At 60.5% G+C, this 16,134-nt stretch carries 13 protein-coding genes; 1 reads left to right on the top strand and 12 read right to left on the bottom strand.

Annotation, left to right across the window (positions count from 1 at the left end; all coding sequences use genetic code 11):
• Nucleotides 1–262: 262 nt before the first annotated feature.
• The 9 genes from X265_RS13485 to X265_RS13445 all read right to left on the bottom strand — a co-directional run bounded on the left by X265_RS13485 (nucleotide 263) and on the right by X265_RS13445 (nucleotide 9,711).
• The gene (locus X265_RS13485; RefSeq protein ID WP_128965245.1) at nucleotides 263–1,612 is read right to left on the bottom strand and encodes an MFS transporter; all 1,350 of its coding nucleotides are present in this window, start codon (nucleotides 1,610–1,612) and stop codon (nucleotides 263–265) included.
• 114 nt (nucleotides 1,613–1,726) lie between these two features.
• A complete protein-coding gene (locus X265_RS13480; protein WP_128965244.1) occupies nucleotides 1,727–2,779 on the bottom strand; it encodes a 2,5-dihydroxypyridine 5,6-dioxygenase NicX family protein in 1,053 nt (350 codons plus the stop codon).
• Nucleotides 2,760–3,641 (bottom strand): alpha/beta fold hydrolase, encoded by an 882-nt coding sequence (locus tag X265_RS13475; RefSeq protein WP_128965243.1) that lies wholly within the window; start codon nucleotides 3,639–3,641, stop codon nucleotides 2,760–2,762. The genes X265_RS13480 and X265_RS13475 overlap by 20 nt, the downstream gene beginning before the upstream one ends.
• Nucleotides 3,638–4,324 (bottom strand): isochorismatase family protein, encoded by a 687-nt coding sequence (locus tag X265_RS13470; RefSeq protein ID WP_245478053.1) that lies wholly within the window; start codon nucleotides 4,322–4,324, stop codon nucleotides 3,638–3,640. The genes X265_RS13475 and X265_RS13470 overlap by 4 nt, the downstream gene beginning before the upstream one ends.
• A 63-nt stretch (nucleotides 4,325–4,387) precedes the next feature.
• Nucleotides 4,388–5,599 carry an FAD-dependent monooxygenase gene (locus tag X265_RS13465; RefSeq protein WP_128965241.1) on the bottom strand — a complete coding sequence of 404 codons (1,212 nt, stop codon included), beginning with the start codon at nucleotides 5,597–5,599 and terminating at the stop codon, nucleotides 4,388–4,390.
• Nucleotides 5,600–5,636: 37 nt separating this feature from the next.
• On the bottom strand, nucleotides 5,637–6,125 hold the full coding sequence (locus X265_RS13460; protein WP_128965240.1) for a (2Fe-2S)-binding protein: 489 nt from the start codon (nucleotides 6,123–6,125) through the stop codon (nucleotides 5,637–5,639).
• Between the two features lies 1 nt (nucleotide 6,126).
• Nucleotides 6,127–6,996 (bottom strand): FAD binding domain-containing protein, encoded by an 870-nt coding sequence (locus X265_RS13455; RefSeq protein ID WP_128965239.1) that lies wholly within the window; start codon nucleotides 6,994–6,996, stop codon nucleotides 6,127–6,129.
• A gap of 2 nt (nucleotides 6,997–6,998) precedes the next feature.
• Complete coding sequence (locus tag X265_RS13450) at nucleotides 6,999–7,448, bottom strand: SRPBCC family protein (RefSeq protein ID WP_128965238.1); 450 nt, start codon at nucleotides 7,446–7,448, stop codon at nucleotides 6,999–7,001.
• A gap of 4 nt (nucleotides 7,449–7,452) precedes the next feature.
• Nucleotides 7,453–9,711, bottom strand: a complete 2,259-nt coding sequence (locus X265_RS13445) for a xanthine dehydrogenase family protein molybdopterin-binding subunit (RefSeq protein ID WP_128965237.1) — start codon at nucleotides 9,709–9,711, stop codon at nucleotides 7,453–7,455.
• A gap of 418 nt (nucleotides 9,712–10,129) precedes the next feature.
• Here X265_RS13445 and X265_RS13440 point away from each other — a divergent pair, with 418 nt between their 5' ends.
• On the top strand, nucleotides 10,130–10,600 hold the full coding sequence (locus tag X265_RS13440) for a MarR family winged helix-turn-helix transcriptional regulator (protein ID WP_128965236.1): 471 nt from the start codon (nucleotides 10,130–10,132) through the stop codon (nucleotides 10,598–10,600).
• 1,056 nt (nucleotides 10,601–11,656) lie between these two features.
• On the opposite strand, the gene X265_RS41345 is transcribed toward X265_RS13440, so the two are convergent.
• The 3 genes from X265_RS41345 to X265_RS13420 all read right to left on the bottom strand — a co-directional run bounded on the left by X265_RS41345 (nucleotide 11,657) and on the right by X265_RS13420 (nucleotide 16,058).
• The gene (locus X265_RS41345; protein ID WP_244659493.1) at nucleotides 11,657–11,812 is read right to left on the bottom strand and encodes an FAD-dependent oxidoreductase; all 156 of its coding nucleotides are present in this window, start codon (nucleotides 11,810–11,812) and stop codon (nucleotides 11,657–11,659) included.
• A gap of 159 nt (nucleotides 11,813–11,971) precedes the next feature.
• A complete protein-coding gene (gene scpA, locus X265_RS13425; RefSeq protein ID WP_128965233.1) occupies nucleotides 11,972–14,155 on the bottom strand; it encodes a methylmalonyl-CoA mutase in 2,184 nt (727 codons plus the stop codon).
• Nucleotides 14,156–14,180: 25 nt separating this feature from the next.
• Nucleotides 14,181–16,058, bottom strand: coding sequence for a methylmalonyl-CoA mutase family protein (locus X265_RS13420; RefSeq protein ID WP_128969258.1), 1,878 nt, complete (start codon nucleotides 16,056–16,058; stop codon nucleotides 14,181–14,183).
• Nucleotides 16,059–16,134 lie beyond the last annotated feature (76 nt).

The following is a 16,134-nucleotide window of genomic DNA, read 5'->3' as shown; positions in this document are numbered from 1 at the left end:
ATCTTGGGAGTGATCGGCAGGTTATTGAGTGATTTCAAGGAACGTCTCCAAGGCAACTGCCCGGCGGACTCAGGCGCATAGATTATTGCTCGTATACAAGTGATCGGTTTAGGTTTCGTTACAGCCGCTACAAGTCGGCCAACACTTGCGCCATGTTGACCAGGATCGGATGACGGAGTGCCAGCTCCTTCCACTGCGCATGCATCGACGAGATGAGCAGGTCGACAACCCTCATCTCGCCGGTTAAGCCCTTCCACCAGCGTCAAACGCTCGACACCGACGCAGCCTTCATCGTGGCCTCCGTTTCCGTGTCGACCTTAAAGCCCTTCGCGGACAAATCCCGGCCCAGGGTCTCGGGCAGCAAAAGAGAGGCGAGAATGAAGACGGCCGCAGCGGGAAGGGCCACCGCAACCATGCCGTTGAGAAGGCTTCCGCCGAAATGGGCAGCCGCAAGTGGCACGATCACAGGGGCTATGCTGCCGAGCCCGCGACCTCCCATATAGAATGTGGACACCGCTGTCGCACGCAGGTTGACCGGATAGAGCTCCGAGATCCAGACGCCCGTCACACCCAGCGCGACGTTGCCAATGCCGAAGCCAATGTAGAGCCAGAACATCGGCCACTCAGTCTTCGATCCCACGTAGAGCTGGCTGCCCCACACAGCCATACCGACCAAAGACCCGACCCAGAACAACGCGGGCACGAGGGCTCCGAAGCGGCGGCCAGCCCTGTCGTTGAAAAAGCCGTTCGCGAGGTAGCAAATGCCACTGACCACCGACAGCAGAACGGCTGTCGTGCGAACGACATCACCTGGCGTATGCATATCGCGCAGCAGCAGTGTCGGAATAAAGGAGACTACGCTGTAGTAGCAGAGCATGTAGCTCATCAGCCATACGAAGGCGATGACGGTCTGCCGTGCCAGCCCATTGCGGAAGAGATCCGCAAGGGGAAGTGTGCGGGCTTCTGCGGTGACCTGACCGGCCTTGCGTTGCGCCTCATACTCCAGCCAGATCTTGGATTCAGGCATAAAGAAACGAATGAAGATGATCAGCAGGATGGGCACACCGCCACTCAGTAGGCCGATGCGCCAGCTCCACTCGTCGCTGAACGTCGCAATCAGCCAGATGCCAACGATTGAAGCCGTGGATGACGCGATCACGGCACAGCCTTGGAGCGCGGCCGCGCCCAAACCTCGGCTGCTCTTTTTCCACGCCTCGTTGAAGAGCACCATGCCTACGCCATACTCGCCGCCAAGACCGATGCCCGTGATCAACCGCAGCACGGCAAGCGACCAGTAATTCCATGCCAAGGCCGAAATGATCGCGGCAACCGAGAACAGTGCGATTGTGAGTTGAAGCGAGGTTTTTCGGCCAAGTCGATCACCAACGATCCCAAACAGCGCGCCGCCAATGGCCGACCCGAACAATGTCAGAGCCTGCAGTGAACCGACCTCGGCCAACGATAGCGACATCGACCGTTGGATCGCGGGCAAAAGAAACGGAAAGATCAGAACGTCGTAGAAGTCGAGAATGTAGCCCAGCATCGCCGAGATCATAATCGAATACCGTTGCCTCGCCGTGTAATCTTCCGAAGTTCCGATCGCCGTAGACATGTGGTGCGCTTCCCGTTGAGAGAACTGGACAATTGATGGTCGTTATCGAAACGCTTTCTGCGTTGTTGGGAGTCGCAAATGCGGCTCCGGGCACCGATTTTGATGCGCGGGGGCCTAGCGGCCCGGCGCTCTCAATTCCGGATAAGCAAAGTCGCCCTTGTCGAGGATGTGGATATCGTCGAGCCACAGGCTGCAGCCGCGAAGCGGGATATCCAAATGACACGGCGTGTCATTCGTACCGCCGAGCTCCGTGTTCGGCCCCGTCGAGAAAAGGACGTTTCCGTAGAAAGAAAGCGCATTCATGATGTGCTCCGACGCGAGCTCCTGGGAGGCGGCGATGTGGTGCCAGGTGGCACGCTCGTTCGATCCCCAGCCGATATGCGAGATCGCCCAGCCGCGCGGATCGCCGAAACTGTCGATATAGTTTTTGATGAGGAGCGCGTCGGTGCCCTCGCCCTTGAGGTCGACGATATAACCGTCCTTCACGGTCAGCGTGACCGGCGACTGGATGTAACGCTTGAACGCGCAGAGGATGTCACCGGGCATCAGCACGACCGTGCCGTTGACCTCGCCATCGGTCGCCTGAGTGAAGGCAAAGCCTGACGGAAAATGATCCCAGCGCCCGGGCTCATCCGTGTATCCGTATTCGGAAATGACCGGGTATTGCTTCAGGCCATAAGTTACGTCCGTTCCGCCGGGCGACGTGATCCGCATTTTGCTGGCCGACTGGAGGAGGGTTCGAGAAAGCTCCGTTCGCCGGCGCAGATCTTCGGTCGGGAACATCTTCTTGAGGATGTGGAACGGCTCCATCACGCGCAAGATGCGCGTGCCCGCTTCCTGAATTTCGGCTTGCTCGCGAGAGAACAGCAACCCCAGGAGATCGATCACCATGTCCACGCGCTTGAGCGTATCAATCGCCGGCTGGTTGCCCGTGAGCGCATGCCGGCCCTGCAGGCCCGCGACCTTGCCCTGACCGTATTTGGGCACGTTGAGATGAAATGTCGTTGCGCCGAGGCTCTGCGCGGCCAGCATGAAGGCCTGGGCGTATTCCTGCTGCTCCTCGCCGCCGCTCAGGACCGCAACGACTTCGCCCTTCGTCACCTTGCAGAGTGTCAGCTCGGCCTTGAAGAGCTCGAGCATTTCAACATCAACGATTTGTCGGGGCATCTTCACTGATCTCCTGTTTGCCGCACTTAGACACGCGGCCTTCGCGTGGTCGCGCTAGAAGCTCTTCGACGATCGAAAGGAAGCCCTCGGTATCGTCGATCTGCATTTGGTGACCCGCGCTTTCCAGCGTCCTGATCGCGATCGACGGCAGCAATCCGCGAATTTCCGCTTCATCTTCAGGTCGAATGACCCCTCCCCGCCCGGCGACGATCAATGCGGTGGGAACGCCGAGATGGGCGAGGTCGCGATGAATGTCGTCGTGATGAAAGCCCTTGTGGCTCTCGACGAGCGCACGCTCGTCGCAGGTATGCATCCACTCGGCCCGGGTGCGAATGTGCTGCTCGGGCCACCGCAGAGCAGAGGGGCTTCGCAGCGCCGCGTCGGCTTCTCCGCGCTTCGCGCTTTGAAGCAATTTAAGAAGCGGTTCGACCGGAATCGGATAGGCGCGGCGCCCGGGACCGGAGACCGGCGGATCGACCAGTATCAGTTGCTCCATGGACGATGGCCGCCAACGCGCGGCGCGGATTCCGATGCGGCCGCCCATCGAGTGGCCCAGCAGCGTATAAGGGCCCGTTCCAACCGCTTCAGCGAACCCGATGAGGTCGGATGCGTATGCGTCGAGCGAATAATTGAGATGCGGGCCGCTTTCGGAAAGGCCGCGACCGCGGACATCGAGCACGAAAACGTCGTGTCCGGAGCACAGGCGTTCTGCGATGAAGGCCCATTGCGCCGCAGTCGTCGAGATGCCAGGGACAATGATGATCGCCGGCCCGGCCCCGCCGAACCGCAAATAGTGCTGCCGAATGCCGTTGGCGTGCACATTGGCGCCGTAAAGCAATCCGGATGCCGCGGCGCCGCTCACGTCTGCTGATCCTTTGTGTGGTCATCCGACAGCGCGCGAAGCCGCTCGATGGCGACCTGCGTCGGCATGACATCCGCGTATTTGCTGGCGATATCGAACAGGTTGACGGCGTGGGACGTGGGCGAGCGGTCGTAGACCGCATCGCTCGGCACAATTGATTTGAAGTTCAGCGCGCACGCATCCACGACCGAGGCCCGCACGCAGCCGCTGGTCGTGCAGCCGGTCACCACCAGCGAGTCGACGCCGGCACCGATCAGATAGGTCGCAAGCGGAGTGCCGAAGAACGCGCTTGCCTGAGTTTTCGGCAGCTGCAACTCGCCGGGATGCGGGGCCACCTCTCGGACGAAGTCGTAGCCCTCGGACGGGATCCGCATGATACCTGGGATCTTCGCGGAGAACGCGCCCTGGTCCTGGCCTACCTTCCGCGCGACATGCGGGAAGATCACCGGCCGTTCTTTCTCGCGAAACAACCGCACCAATTCGGCGATGTGTGCGATCGCATGCCAACCGGCCTCGCCGCAACTGGTGGGGTATTGCTTGATCGCGTCGCGGATCGGCATCGGCCGGTCGCCGACCGAACGATACTGCACGTCGATGACCAGCAATGCCGGTCGTCTGCCGAATCCCGCCGCACCACCCAGCCCTGCGAGGGCATAGGTTTCGCGCTCGTCCAGCGGTATCACGTCGTCCCAGGGTTGCCTGGTGCCAGTCACTGTTGCGCTCCAGAGGTCACAATCGTGAGCATGTCAGTGAAGCGGCGCGGTGGCCGCGTCGTACTGGTAGATCCAATCGTATCGCGCAGCCATCGCGTCCGGTGCCCACTGGGTCTTGATGTAGTCACCCGCCGTCTCCGGCTTGCACAGCGCCTGGTTATGAAAGATCGGCAGCATGCCGGCCGCCGACTTTGCGACCTTGGTGGTGCGATCGAGCCGCAGGCCCTGATACGTTTTGAATACCGCCGCGAGGTCATAGGGATTCTCCTCGAAGCAACGGGCGAGGACGAATGCATCCTCCAGGGCCATGTTCACGCCCTGCCCGAGGTACGGCAGCATCGAATGGCAGGCGTCGCCGAGCAGGGTGACGCATCCCTTCGACCACGTACCCAGCGACGGCCGCACGAACAGTCCCCACTTGTTCAGGGTATCCACATTCTTGACCAGTTCGATGATGTCCGGATGCCAGCCCTCGAAGTCCTTCAGGCATTCCTCGACAGAACCCTTCTCCGACCAGGATTCGAGGAGCCAGTCGTCATGGTCGACCTGGCCCGAAAAGGTCATCATGACGGTGTTCTGCCAACGGACCGGATAGGCAGTGACATGAGCGGTGGGTCCGATCCAGGTTGCCACCTCGGGTTCGCGCTGATGCGGCGCAAGGCGGTCGACGGGCACGAGACCACGCCAGGCGATGGCCTTCGTGTACTCGCTCTCGATCTTGCCGATGAGGCCAAGACGGACCTTCGAATGCGCACCGTCAGCGCCGATCAGCGCGCGCCCTTCGACTTCGGAGCCGTCAGCAAGCTTGGCCCGAACCCCTTCGTCGTCCTGACTGAACCCAACAACGTGGGCGCTCAGATGAATGGCGCCCGGCTTCAACTCGCGCACGCCGTCGACGAGAATCTTCAGCAGGTGAGCACGGAGCAGCAGATAGGGCTGATTGCGCGCCGCGTCGGAGCTGCGGTTGTAGAGGGGCCACCTATCACCGGTGTTCCAGAGCCGGATCGAGCGTCGCTCGGCCGCGATGCAGTTCTGCTCGACTTGTTCGGTGAGGCCGAGATCCCGAAGAACGCGCACGCCGTTCATGGAGATCCAAAGGCCGGCTCCGACCTCGCGCAACTCGGACGCTTGCTCAAATACGTCACAATCGATGCCGCGACGAAGCAGCGAAAGCGCCATCGCCAAGCCGCCGATGCCGGCGCCGGCAATGAGGACACTCGATTTACTGACCTGTTCAAGAGTCATGATATCTCCAAACGACATTGCGCTATCTTGCGACGGGCTAGGCGGCGTCTTCGGAGACTTGCTCGGCGGCAAGGCTCCTTACGGCCTCGAAAATTTTGGTGTATCCGGTGCAGCGGCAGAGGTTGCCGTACAGGTAGTGACGGATTTCTTCGTCAGTGGGGTGCGGCGTCGCCTTCAGCAACGCTGTGACAGCCATAATGAAGCCCGGCGTGCAGAAGCCGCACTGAAGGCCGCCGTGAAGCACGAACGCCTTCTGAATCCGCGATAGGCCCTCGGGCGGCGTTACGCCCTCGATCGTCGTGACCTCCCGCTGATCGATATCGACGGCGAGCGTGGTGCAACTTGATATCGGCTCACCGTCGAGCAGAACGGTGCAGGCGCCGCACACCTCCATGTCACAGGAGCGCTTTGTCCCCTTCAGGCCAAGGCGATCCCGGATCAGGTCGATCAATAGCGTATGGGCAGGAACGTCGATCGCGATCGCTTGGCCGTTCAGCGAGAACGAAATGGGCAGCACATGTGTCATTTCACGCGCTCCCGCCTGCGGCGATGGCCTCCTCGGCGTTTCGCAGAAGCAAGACACCTGCAAGGTGGCGCTTATAGTCGGCGCCGCCATGCCGATCCTCGTTGACTTCAAGCTCATCCAGCGCCGTGGGGAGCGCCGCCTCGATAGCAGGGCGGACTTCGGCGACTGATATGCCCTGGAGGGCGTCTTCGACGGCCTTCAAAGGCTGAGGCCGCGAACCGAGCGCTCCGACCCGCACGCGGGCGCTTTTGATTGTCCTCTCGCCGACGCCTAGCGACCAGGCCATCGCGACATTCACCGAGGGCCTCTCACCATGCTTGAACCGCCGATAGGTCACCGGTCCGGTCGGGCGCGAAAACGCAATGACTGCCAGAAGCTCATCCGGCTCCCGCACCGTTTCCAGCTCACTCCGGATGAAATCGTCAGCGTGAACGATACGCGTACCGCTGGGGCCATTGAGCACCAGCCGTGCGTCCAAGGCCGCGAGCATCGTCGGCGGATCGGCGTGCGGCTCTCCGAAGCACAGATTGCCTCCGATCGTTCCGACGCTGCGGACCCTGACGTTCGCGACGTTGGCACAGAGCGAGGACAGCGCCGGCACGTGCTCGCGAATAACAGGATCGCTGGCGATCTTCTTGTGCGTACAGCGCGCACCGATTTCGATGTCATTCGCATCGTTCAGAGCAATGCGATCAAGTCCGGGGATTCCCTTGATGTCGATAAGCCGACCCGTATGGATGACGCGCATCTTCATCGCCAGCAGCAGTTCGGTTCCGCCGGAGTAGAACATGCCGTCGTCGGACTCCCCGACCGCATTTACGGCGTCGGCGATCGTCGAAGGCCTCTCGAATTCGAAGGGTGACGGCAGCATGATCAGGCGGCGCCCAGCATTTCTTTGAGCCGCTTCTCGAACTCCTCGAAGTTCTGATCGACGCGGCGCCTGATGACGCCGAACCCCATAGTCGCGAGGCGGCCTTGCACGTCCACCTTCGCGTCCACGGCGAATGTGGACCCTGCCCCTTCCGGCGTCACGGTCACGTCGAGAACAACCGCCAGCCTCGTCCCCGTGATCTTGTCGCGACCCGTGGCGCGCGTGCGGACGTGAGACGGCTCCGTTATCGATTCAACGATGATGTCGGCCGGGACCTCGACCTTGAAAGGGCCAATCTTCTGTTTGACGGTCGCTTTGTAAGTCAGAAGCCGCTCGATTTCCTCGACGTTTTCGCAGCCGGGGATGCAACCCGATATGCGAGGGACGTCGAGCAGCGTGCTCCAAAGCTCCGCCGGCGTCGCTGGCACCACCATCGACATATTGAACTCCATGACTTCAGCTCCTCTTCTGCAGGGCGCGCCATACCTTTTCGGGCGTCATTGGTAGGTCGGGGATCCGAATGCCGTAGGTGGAGAACAGCGCGTTGGCGATCGCCGGCGCGACCGGGAGGATTGCTCCCTCGCCCATTCCCTTGGCGCCGCCTGGACCAGGTCCGTCGCCGTTTTCGACAAGGATGGTGTCAAACACGGGGGGAACGTCGGAGATGCGCGGGATCGAATAATCGATCGGCGTTGCATTGATGGGCTGGCCATCCTCGAACTCGAGCACTTCATAAAGCGCGTGTCCGATGCCCATGATGGCAGCCCCCTCGTCCTGCCCTTCCGCGGCGACGCGATTGATCACGCGACCCACGTCAGCGGCGCTGGCATATCGAGGGACATGGATCTCGCCGGTATCTTCATCGACAACGATTTCAACAAGGCCCGCGGAAGTCTCCCAGAACAGAGGGGACTCGACCAGGGCGCCCTTCTTCGAGCGCGGCGTAATCGCGCCGCGGCCGACGACCTCTCCCGAGTCGACACCCAACGTGCGGTGAAAAATCTGATGAAAAGTGAGGACCTCTGATCCGGTCGAGACACCACCCTCAACGAGCGACAGGCTCTCCCGGGGAAGCTCCCAGACGTCAGCGACCATTTCGAGGATCTGATCAGCCGCGTCGAGTGCGGCATTTTCGACCGAAAGGCCGACGACCACGGTCGATCGGCTTGCGCCTGTGCCCCAATCGTAAGGAGCGACGGCGGTATCGGTGCGCAAGACGGTGACCGCGGAGGCCGGCTGCTTCAAGGTCTGCGCCGCGATCCGCCCCATGGTCGCGTGCGCACCCTGGCCGACTTCGATGCTGGAGACCGAAACGAGGATCGACCCGTCGATCTTGAGACGTACGATCGCGTTGCTGATCGGCGTATTGGCCGGATCGGTTGCGGCGACTGCCAGTCCACGCGCCTGCCGGTTGGACGCCTTCACCTCCGATGCGAACGACTGGGTTACCCGGCCCATCAGCTCGCTCATATCCATATCGAGCGCCCGCAAATCGGGTCGGATGCGTTCACCGCGGGACGCCAGGTTCAGCAACCGAAACTCAGCCGGATCCATGCCGATTGCCGCGGCGACATTATCCATGTGCGATTCCTTGGCCCAAACAGCTTGCGGTCCCCCGATCGAGCGGAATGCTGCACCTGGAACGGTGTTCGTGTAGACCGCGCAGGCCTCGAGACGCAGATTGGGCACCGCGTAGGGGCCCATGATGCGATTTGCCGCTTTAGTGGCGACGGCCGAGCCGGTGTCGGAATATGCCCCGCCATCGAGCAGCAGTTTGGCGCTGTTCGCGAGAATCCGTCCCTCAGCGTCCACGGCGGTTCGAATCGTAATGTCGGCGCCCAACCTTCGACACGTGAGCATCGATTCAACTATGGATTGGGCAACGCGGACTGGGCGTTGCACCTTCCACGAAGCAGCGGCAACCAAAGGCTCGATCTTCACCGAGGCCTTGCCGCCAAACCCTCCGCCGACAAATGGAACGATCACCCGGACCTTGGCCAACTGCAGTCCGAAGAGGCGCGAGAGCACCTTCTGAACAGCGCTCGGCGTTTGTGCGCCGGCCCAGACCGTGAGGGAACCGCCCTGGAAATCAGCAATGACCGCATGCGGCTCCATGGCGAAGTGAGAAATGGCCGGGAAGGTGAAATGGTCTTCGTGGATAAAGGCCGCGGCTGCCTCCGCAGCGTCGACGTCCCCGAGGTTGCTCCGGTAAGTATGGAATACGTTGCTGCTCTCGGTCGGCCGTGCCCCACCCCTGAAGTAAAAGTCTTCGAGGTTTTCGTGGCGCTCGTGGATGAGCGGCGCATCTTCCGCCAGGGCTTCCTGGATGGTCGTTGCGCGCGGAAGCTCGTCGTATTCGACATCGACTAGTTCTGCGGCGTTTTCCGCAATCTCGATTGTCTCCGCGATCACCACGGCGACGGGTTCGCCCACATATCGCACACGGTCGGTAGCGATAATCGGCCGGTCCTTGAGCACAACACCCCAGCAACCGAACGAAGCGACATCTTCGCCGATGAGCACGTCCACGACGCCGCCCATCGATCGTGCGGCGCTCGTATCAATCGAAACGATGCGGGCATGAATGGCCGGCGAGCGAACCACAAAGCCGTGCAGCATCCCCGGAACCGTCAGGTCGGTAACGTACTCAGCGCGTCCCGTGACCTTTTCAATCAGGTCGGGTCGAACGGAACTCATGTTGTCAATCGCCGACATACGCAAATCCGACAGTACTTTGGTGCGCCGCTCCGTAAGGCGAGAAGCAAAAGACCCCGGGAGCAATCTCAGGACACTACGACATCTACCACTCGTATGCAAGCGCTACGCTCGTCTACAAGCGATGAGTTGGTTTCTTTCCGTGATCCGGGGCAAGCCGAGCGATCGGTCTAACCGAGTTCTTGCGAGAATGGTTTGCCTCTTAGGCGGAGCGGATTTCCAAATGCCAACGACGGATGCAACGAAGGCGGCCACTGCCGGGGCTCTCAACGACGCAAATCGCATTAAACAGGACGAGGTCGCACAAAGATGGATTTCCCAGGTCGGGAAATGTAGACAATCGGCCGGCACCGAAGACCTTCGGAGCTAAGAGCCTGTATTTCTTGAACTGAGGCAACCTACGGCAAGGAAGCAAAAAGTGGTGCAACCCGAGACAAAGCCGCGCGCGGCCGGGAAAGTGAAAGAAGCTATAGATTCGTACCGGCTGGATGACGCACCGGGCTTTTTGTTGCGAGTCGCGCTCCGTACTCACACGTCCATCTTTGCCGCTAAGATGATTGAAGAATTAACGGGGCCCCAATTCTCTACGCTAGCGAAATTGAAGGAGGTAGGTCCTTGCTCGCAAAACCACTTAGGACGGCTAATTCATTATGATTCGGCGACCATCACCGGCGTTATCAATCGCCTGAAATCTCGCGGCCTCATCAAGAGCTCCAAAGACCCTCTGGATCCGCGGCGACGCGAGATAGATTTGACCGAGAAGGGAAGACGGATAGCGGACGCAGCGATTGAAACTATTGGCGAGATTTCCGGCGAGACATTCGCTCCGCTGACCCAAGATGAATTTCGAGCGCTCACCGAAATCTTGAAGAAGATCATACGACGCTGATCAACCGGCTTCGAGCGGCACTAGATATGGCCAGCAGCCGAGAAAAAGGGCCCGGCGATCGCGCCGGGCCGAGTAGAGGGAGGAAAACGAAAGATCGCAAATCTTTCGCAGACGCCGAATGCGGAATTCGATCGCAGAAACCCAACGAACGACCTCCAGCAGCAATACTATCGTACAGGTCAGACCGCATTTTGTGCTGAAGTCGGCACCTCTCCGCACCGTTTCCGGCATTTGACGGGTCGTACGATTTCGACAGCACGACAAAGAGCGCGCGCGAGACTTGGAAGGTCCCGATCACCAGGCTCCGCGCGTCCGGTCGTTCATTTCATCGGCCGGCTCCGATCTCGCAATCCCGCACCGCTGTACCCGCCTTTGCAATTCAGAGATCCGAATCTCCTGCCAAGGGATGACTGCCGGTCCTCGTTGCGTTGATGAGTATCTACTCCTCTAATCTGCGCGTTGAATGGATCGTGCTAGTAACCCGAGAGGCTGTCCTCAATCGGCCCTACCTAGCGCGCGGAGTATCTTCCTTTTATAGCTCGCCAGGTCGAACAGGAGTCTTGGCACTCTTTTAAGAGCAATCGCCTTGCCCTCGATTGCGAGATGTAGAACTCGTACCAATCTGGCAAGACCAAGTTCTACAAACGCGAGCCGAACATGCGGATCGTTCACAATCCTGAGCTGGTTGTGTACAATGACGATGGATGCCGCGAGATCAGGTTTCCTCTCCAGAACGAAGTCTCGACATGCCGCGGCAAATTCCTCCTCTTGAACGCTCAAAGGTACCTTTACTTCCCTGCGAGAACTTCCCGCCATATTCGGGTCCCCTATGAACAATCGGCAGCGAGGCACCTGAGCCGGCTCAGGTTTGGATTTCTAGTGGCTCGCCCGCTTGGTCGATCACTTCGGACCCGGCAACACATCCGTGCAAACACCTTCATTCACTTGGCCAGCCAGGCCTATTGTCTCTCCGAACGCCGAATGCGGATGGATGGTCTTGCTGAGATCAATTGCATCGGCGCCCATCTCGATCACCGGGCAGATTTCTCCAATCGTTTAGGCGACGTTCGGGACGATCTTCGCGTCAAATAAGCTCTTGAGCCCGGCAGCCGCTTCTGTCGCGAAATGGCTCTCGTGAACCGCCTTATGGGCGAGCATCGGGTTACCCGCGACATCGCCGATCGCGAAGATATGAGGCAAATTCGTCCGCATTTGCCTATTGACTGCAACGAAACCTTTGCGTCGCATCTTACACCAATCTTCTCCAAGCCCAGATATACGCTGTTCGGCACTCTGCCTGCGGACTGCAGGATCAATTCGAAAGTTCGACGCCCCGGCTTTGAGCTTTCAATCTGGACCGATACGCCGTTACTATCTGCCGTGGCGCTTACTCTTTGCCGCCTCACTGTGCCCGAGCCGAGCATTGAGCTTCTGGATCAGCTGATCCGCGGCATCGGCAACCACCGTCCCGGGCGGGAAGATCGGCTCGGCGCCGGCTGCGTAGAGCGCATCGTAATCCTGCGGCGGCACCACGCCACCGACAATGATCATGATGTCGTCGCGGCCCTGCTTCTTCAGCGCGGCTTTCAGCTCCGGCACGGCGGTCAGATGCGCGGCGGCGAGCGAGGAGACGCCGAGAATGTGCACGTCGTTCTCGACGGCCTGCCGCGCCGCTTCGTCGGCGGTGGCGAACAGCGGTCCGATGTCGACGTCGAAGCCGATGTCGGCGAAGGCGGACGCGATCACCTTCTGACCGCGGTCGTGGCCGTCCTGGCCGATCTTGGCGACCAGGATGCGCGGACGGCGCCCTTCCGCTTCCTCGAAGGCATCGATCATCGCCTGAACCTGCTCGACCCGGTTGCCCATGCTGGATGCTTCCCGCTTGTAGACGCCGGTAATGGACTTGATCTCGGCGCGGTGCCGGCCGAACACCTTCTCCATCGCGTCCGAGATTTCGCCGACGGTCGCCTTCGCCCGTGCGGCGTCGATCGCGAGCGCGAGCAGATTGCCATTGTCTTCACCGGCAGAGCGCGTGATCGCGGCGAGCGCGGCATCGACGTCCTTCTGGTTGCGCTCCGCCTTCAGCCGCTTCAGCTTGTCGATCTGAAGCCGGCGGACATTGGTGTTGTCGACCTTCAGGATGTCGATCGGTGCCTCATCCGTCGGCCTGTACTTGTTGACGCCGATCACGGCCTGCTTGCCGGCATCGATCCGGGCCTGCGTCTTGGCCGAGGCTTCCTCGATGCGCAGCTTGGGCACGCCGGCCTCGATCGCCTTGGCCATGCCGCCGAGTTCCTCGACCTCCTGAATATGGCCCCAGGCCTTGGCCGCGAGGTCGCGCGTCAGGCGCTCGACATAGTACGAGCCGCCCCAGGGATCGATGATGCGGGTGGTGCCGCTCTCCTGCTGCAGGAACAGCTGGGTGTTGCGGGCGATGCGGGCGGAGAAATCGGTCGGCAGCGCCAGCGCCTCGTCGAGCGCGTTGGTGTGCAGCGACTGGGTGTGGCCTTGCGTTGCCGCCATCGCTTCCACAGTCGTGCGCATGACGTTGTTGAACACGTCCTGCGCGGTCAGCGACCAGCCCGAGGTCTGGCTATGCGTTCGCAGCGAGAGCGAGCGCGGGTCTTTCGGATTGAACGGTTTCAGCAGCTTCGCCCAAAGCAGGCGAGCGGCGCGCAGCTTGGCGACCTCCATGAAGAAGTTCATGCCGATCGCCCAGAAGAACGACAGCCGCGGCGCGAAGCGGTCGACGTCGAGCCCGGCGGCCAGGCCGGCACGTAAGTATTCGACGCCGTCGGCGAGCGTATAGGCGAGCTCGAGGTCCTGCGTCGCGCCGGCCTCCTGCATGTGATAGCCGGAGATCGAGATCGAATTGTACTTCGGCATCTTTTGCGAGGTGTAGGCGAAGATATCCGAGATGATCCGCATCGAGGGCGCAGGCGGATAGATGTAGGTGTTGCGCACCATGAACTCTTTCAGGATGTCGTTCTGAATTGTTCCTGAGAGCTTTTCCGGCGGAACGCCTTGTTCCTCCGCTGCGGCGACATAGAGCGCGAGGATCGGCAGCACCGCGCCGTTCATGGTCATGGACACGCTCATCTGGTCGAGCGGAATGCCCGCAAACAGCGTGCGCATGTCGTAGATGGAATCGATGGCGACGCCCGCCATGCCGACATCGCCGCCAACGCGTGGATGGTCGCTGTCATAGCCGCGATGGGTGGCGAGGTCGAACGCGACCGAGAGGCCCTTTTGTCCGGCCGCGAGGTTGCGGCGGTAGAACGCGTTGGAATCCTCCGCCGTGGAGAAGCCGGCATATTGCCTGACCGTCCAGGGCTGGTTGACATACATGGTCGGATAGGGGCCGCGCAGGAACGGCGCGATGCCCGGATAGGTCTCAAGGAAATCGAGCCCGGCGATATCTGCTTCTCCGTATGCTGACTTGACCGGAATGCCTTCCGGAGTCACCCACGGATCGACGGAAACAGAAGAAGCGGCGACCGAGCACCTTTTGAAACCAATATTTGCAAAATTCGGGATAACGCTGGTGGATGACATCTGTGTGTTCGCGTTCGATTTTCGATTAGCCGGAAACCTTCGGGTTTTGGATCCGGTTGTAAGCGGCATTTAGCGTTGCCAAGGCGTCGCAACCGACGTGAATAAAGCTGCAGATGCCAGCCCGCCGAAACGCGGCCTCGGATTGAGAGGGAAGTCCCGCCAAATAGATGTGCCTAGCTCCCACTTGCTGAAGCGCTTGGGCGGAGATTTCGGCGCGCTCCGCATAGACTTTATCGCTGGAGCAAAGGCAGGCAAGTTGGGCACCAGATGCCGTGAATGCGAGGGCAAGCTCGCCTGGGTCAGCGAAGCCGGGGCCGTCGATAGCCTCAATTCCTCCCGCTTCGAAGAAGCTCTTGGCGAATGTCGCGCGGGCCGTAAAGTCGGTCGGTGTGCCGAGATTAGCAAGAAACACTCGCGGCCGCGCGCCGAGTAGCTTCAATACCGCATCGGACTTGTCGCGGAGCGATTCGAAGGGTTCCGCCAGCCGGATCGGCGGCAGTGCGTCGAATACGAATTTCTGATCAAAACTAGGCGGAAGAGTTATCGGTCTGACGCTTAGTACCGCCGCTGCACCTTCGCCAAGGTTTGCGAACTCGCTCACTCCGGTCAGCGGGTAGCTGCGTTTCGCGAGATTTGCACGGCGCGCTGTGCGTGTAGCTGTGATCTTCGCCTGAAGCGTTCCTTGCTGTAGAGCGGCAAAAATGCCGCCCGCATTTTCAGTCTCTTGAAAACTCCTCCAGGCCGCGTCGCAAAGCTCCGTTGTTAGCGCCTCAATGCCGCCAGCACCTGCGGCAGGATCGCTTACCTTGGCAAGATTGCTTTCCTCCAGCAGCAGAAGCTGCGTGTTGCGGGCCACGCGCCGGGCAAACGAGTCTGGAAGGCCGAGCGCCAACGTGTGCGGCAGAACTGTGATCGCATTTGCACCGGCGATTCCCGCAGAGAATGTCGCCAAGGTAGCGCGCAACATGTTTACGTAGGGATCGCGCCGGGTCAACATGCGCCAGGACGTGTCAGCCGCAATGAACAGCGATCTCGGCGCCACACCGCACGCCGATTCGATGCGCGCCCAGAGGAGCCGCAACGCGCGGAATTTAGCCATAGTCAAAAACTGGTCGGCATCAGCAGTGAGTCGCGCATAGATCATACTTCGCGCTTGATCCAGCGGAATGCGCGCCGCCTCCATAGCGTGCAGATATGCCACGCCGCAGGCGAGCACAAAGGCAAGCTCCTGCACTTCTGAGCCGCCGGCGTCATGAACGATACGCCCGTCGCTCGCGGCAAACGGCCCTTTGAACCCCAGCGTTACAAGCTCTTTGATCGTGCTGGCAACGCTCCGTGCGATTTCTTCCCAAGTGTATGGACTGCGTCCGCTTAGGGCGCACGCGCCCAGCGGATCGAGCCCAAATCGAATGTCGCAGACGGCAGGATCGAGACCGACCGACTTCACATATTCCGCAACATGGATCGCGGTCTTACGCCCGTCTGTACCAATTTGAAGTTCAATCCCGATGCCGGCATCAAGGTGGACGTCCTTCAAAGCATTGGCGACGGCACCTGCCGTTTGATCGATACCGAACCCGCGGCTGCAGTTGGCGCCGGCAAAGACGAGCGCCAGGCCCGTCGCCCCATTCTCCAGATCGTGAAGGGCCTGCCTATTGGCCGTCACCGCGTCTGGATGATCGGTGCGCTGTATGATCTGCCAAGGCGCCGCGGGTGCCCGCCCGTCGACTAGTGCAATGTCTTTCGCGCGGAGATAAATCGGCTCAATTCTCAAGTCGTCGTACGTCCTACCAATCAGCTTTTCGAACGGCGCTCCCTTTAGCACGCCATCAACCAGCTTGTGCCAGTCCTGGCGTGAAGCAGGCGCAAAGCCCGATGCCAATGCCAACCGTTCGGTTTTCATCAAGTCCACCTAATCCCAAGTGACGCCGAGCTGCCCAACATGACTTCTGCCTGGAAGTAACCGGAATTCCTGCAGA

The organism is Bradyrhizobium guangdongense (assembly GCF_004114975.1).
Lineage (GTDB): Bacteria > Pseudomonadota > Alphaproteobacteria > Rhizobiales > Xanthobacteraceae > Bradyrhizobium > Bradyrhizobium guangdongense.
This window is presented reverse-complemented; position numbering and strand designations above follow the sequence as displayed.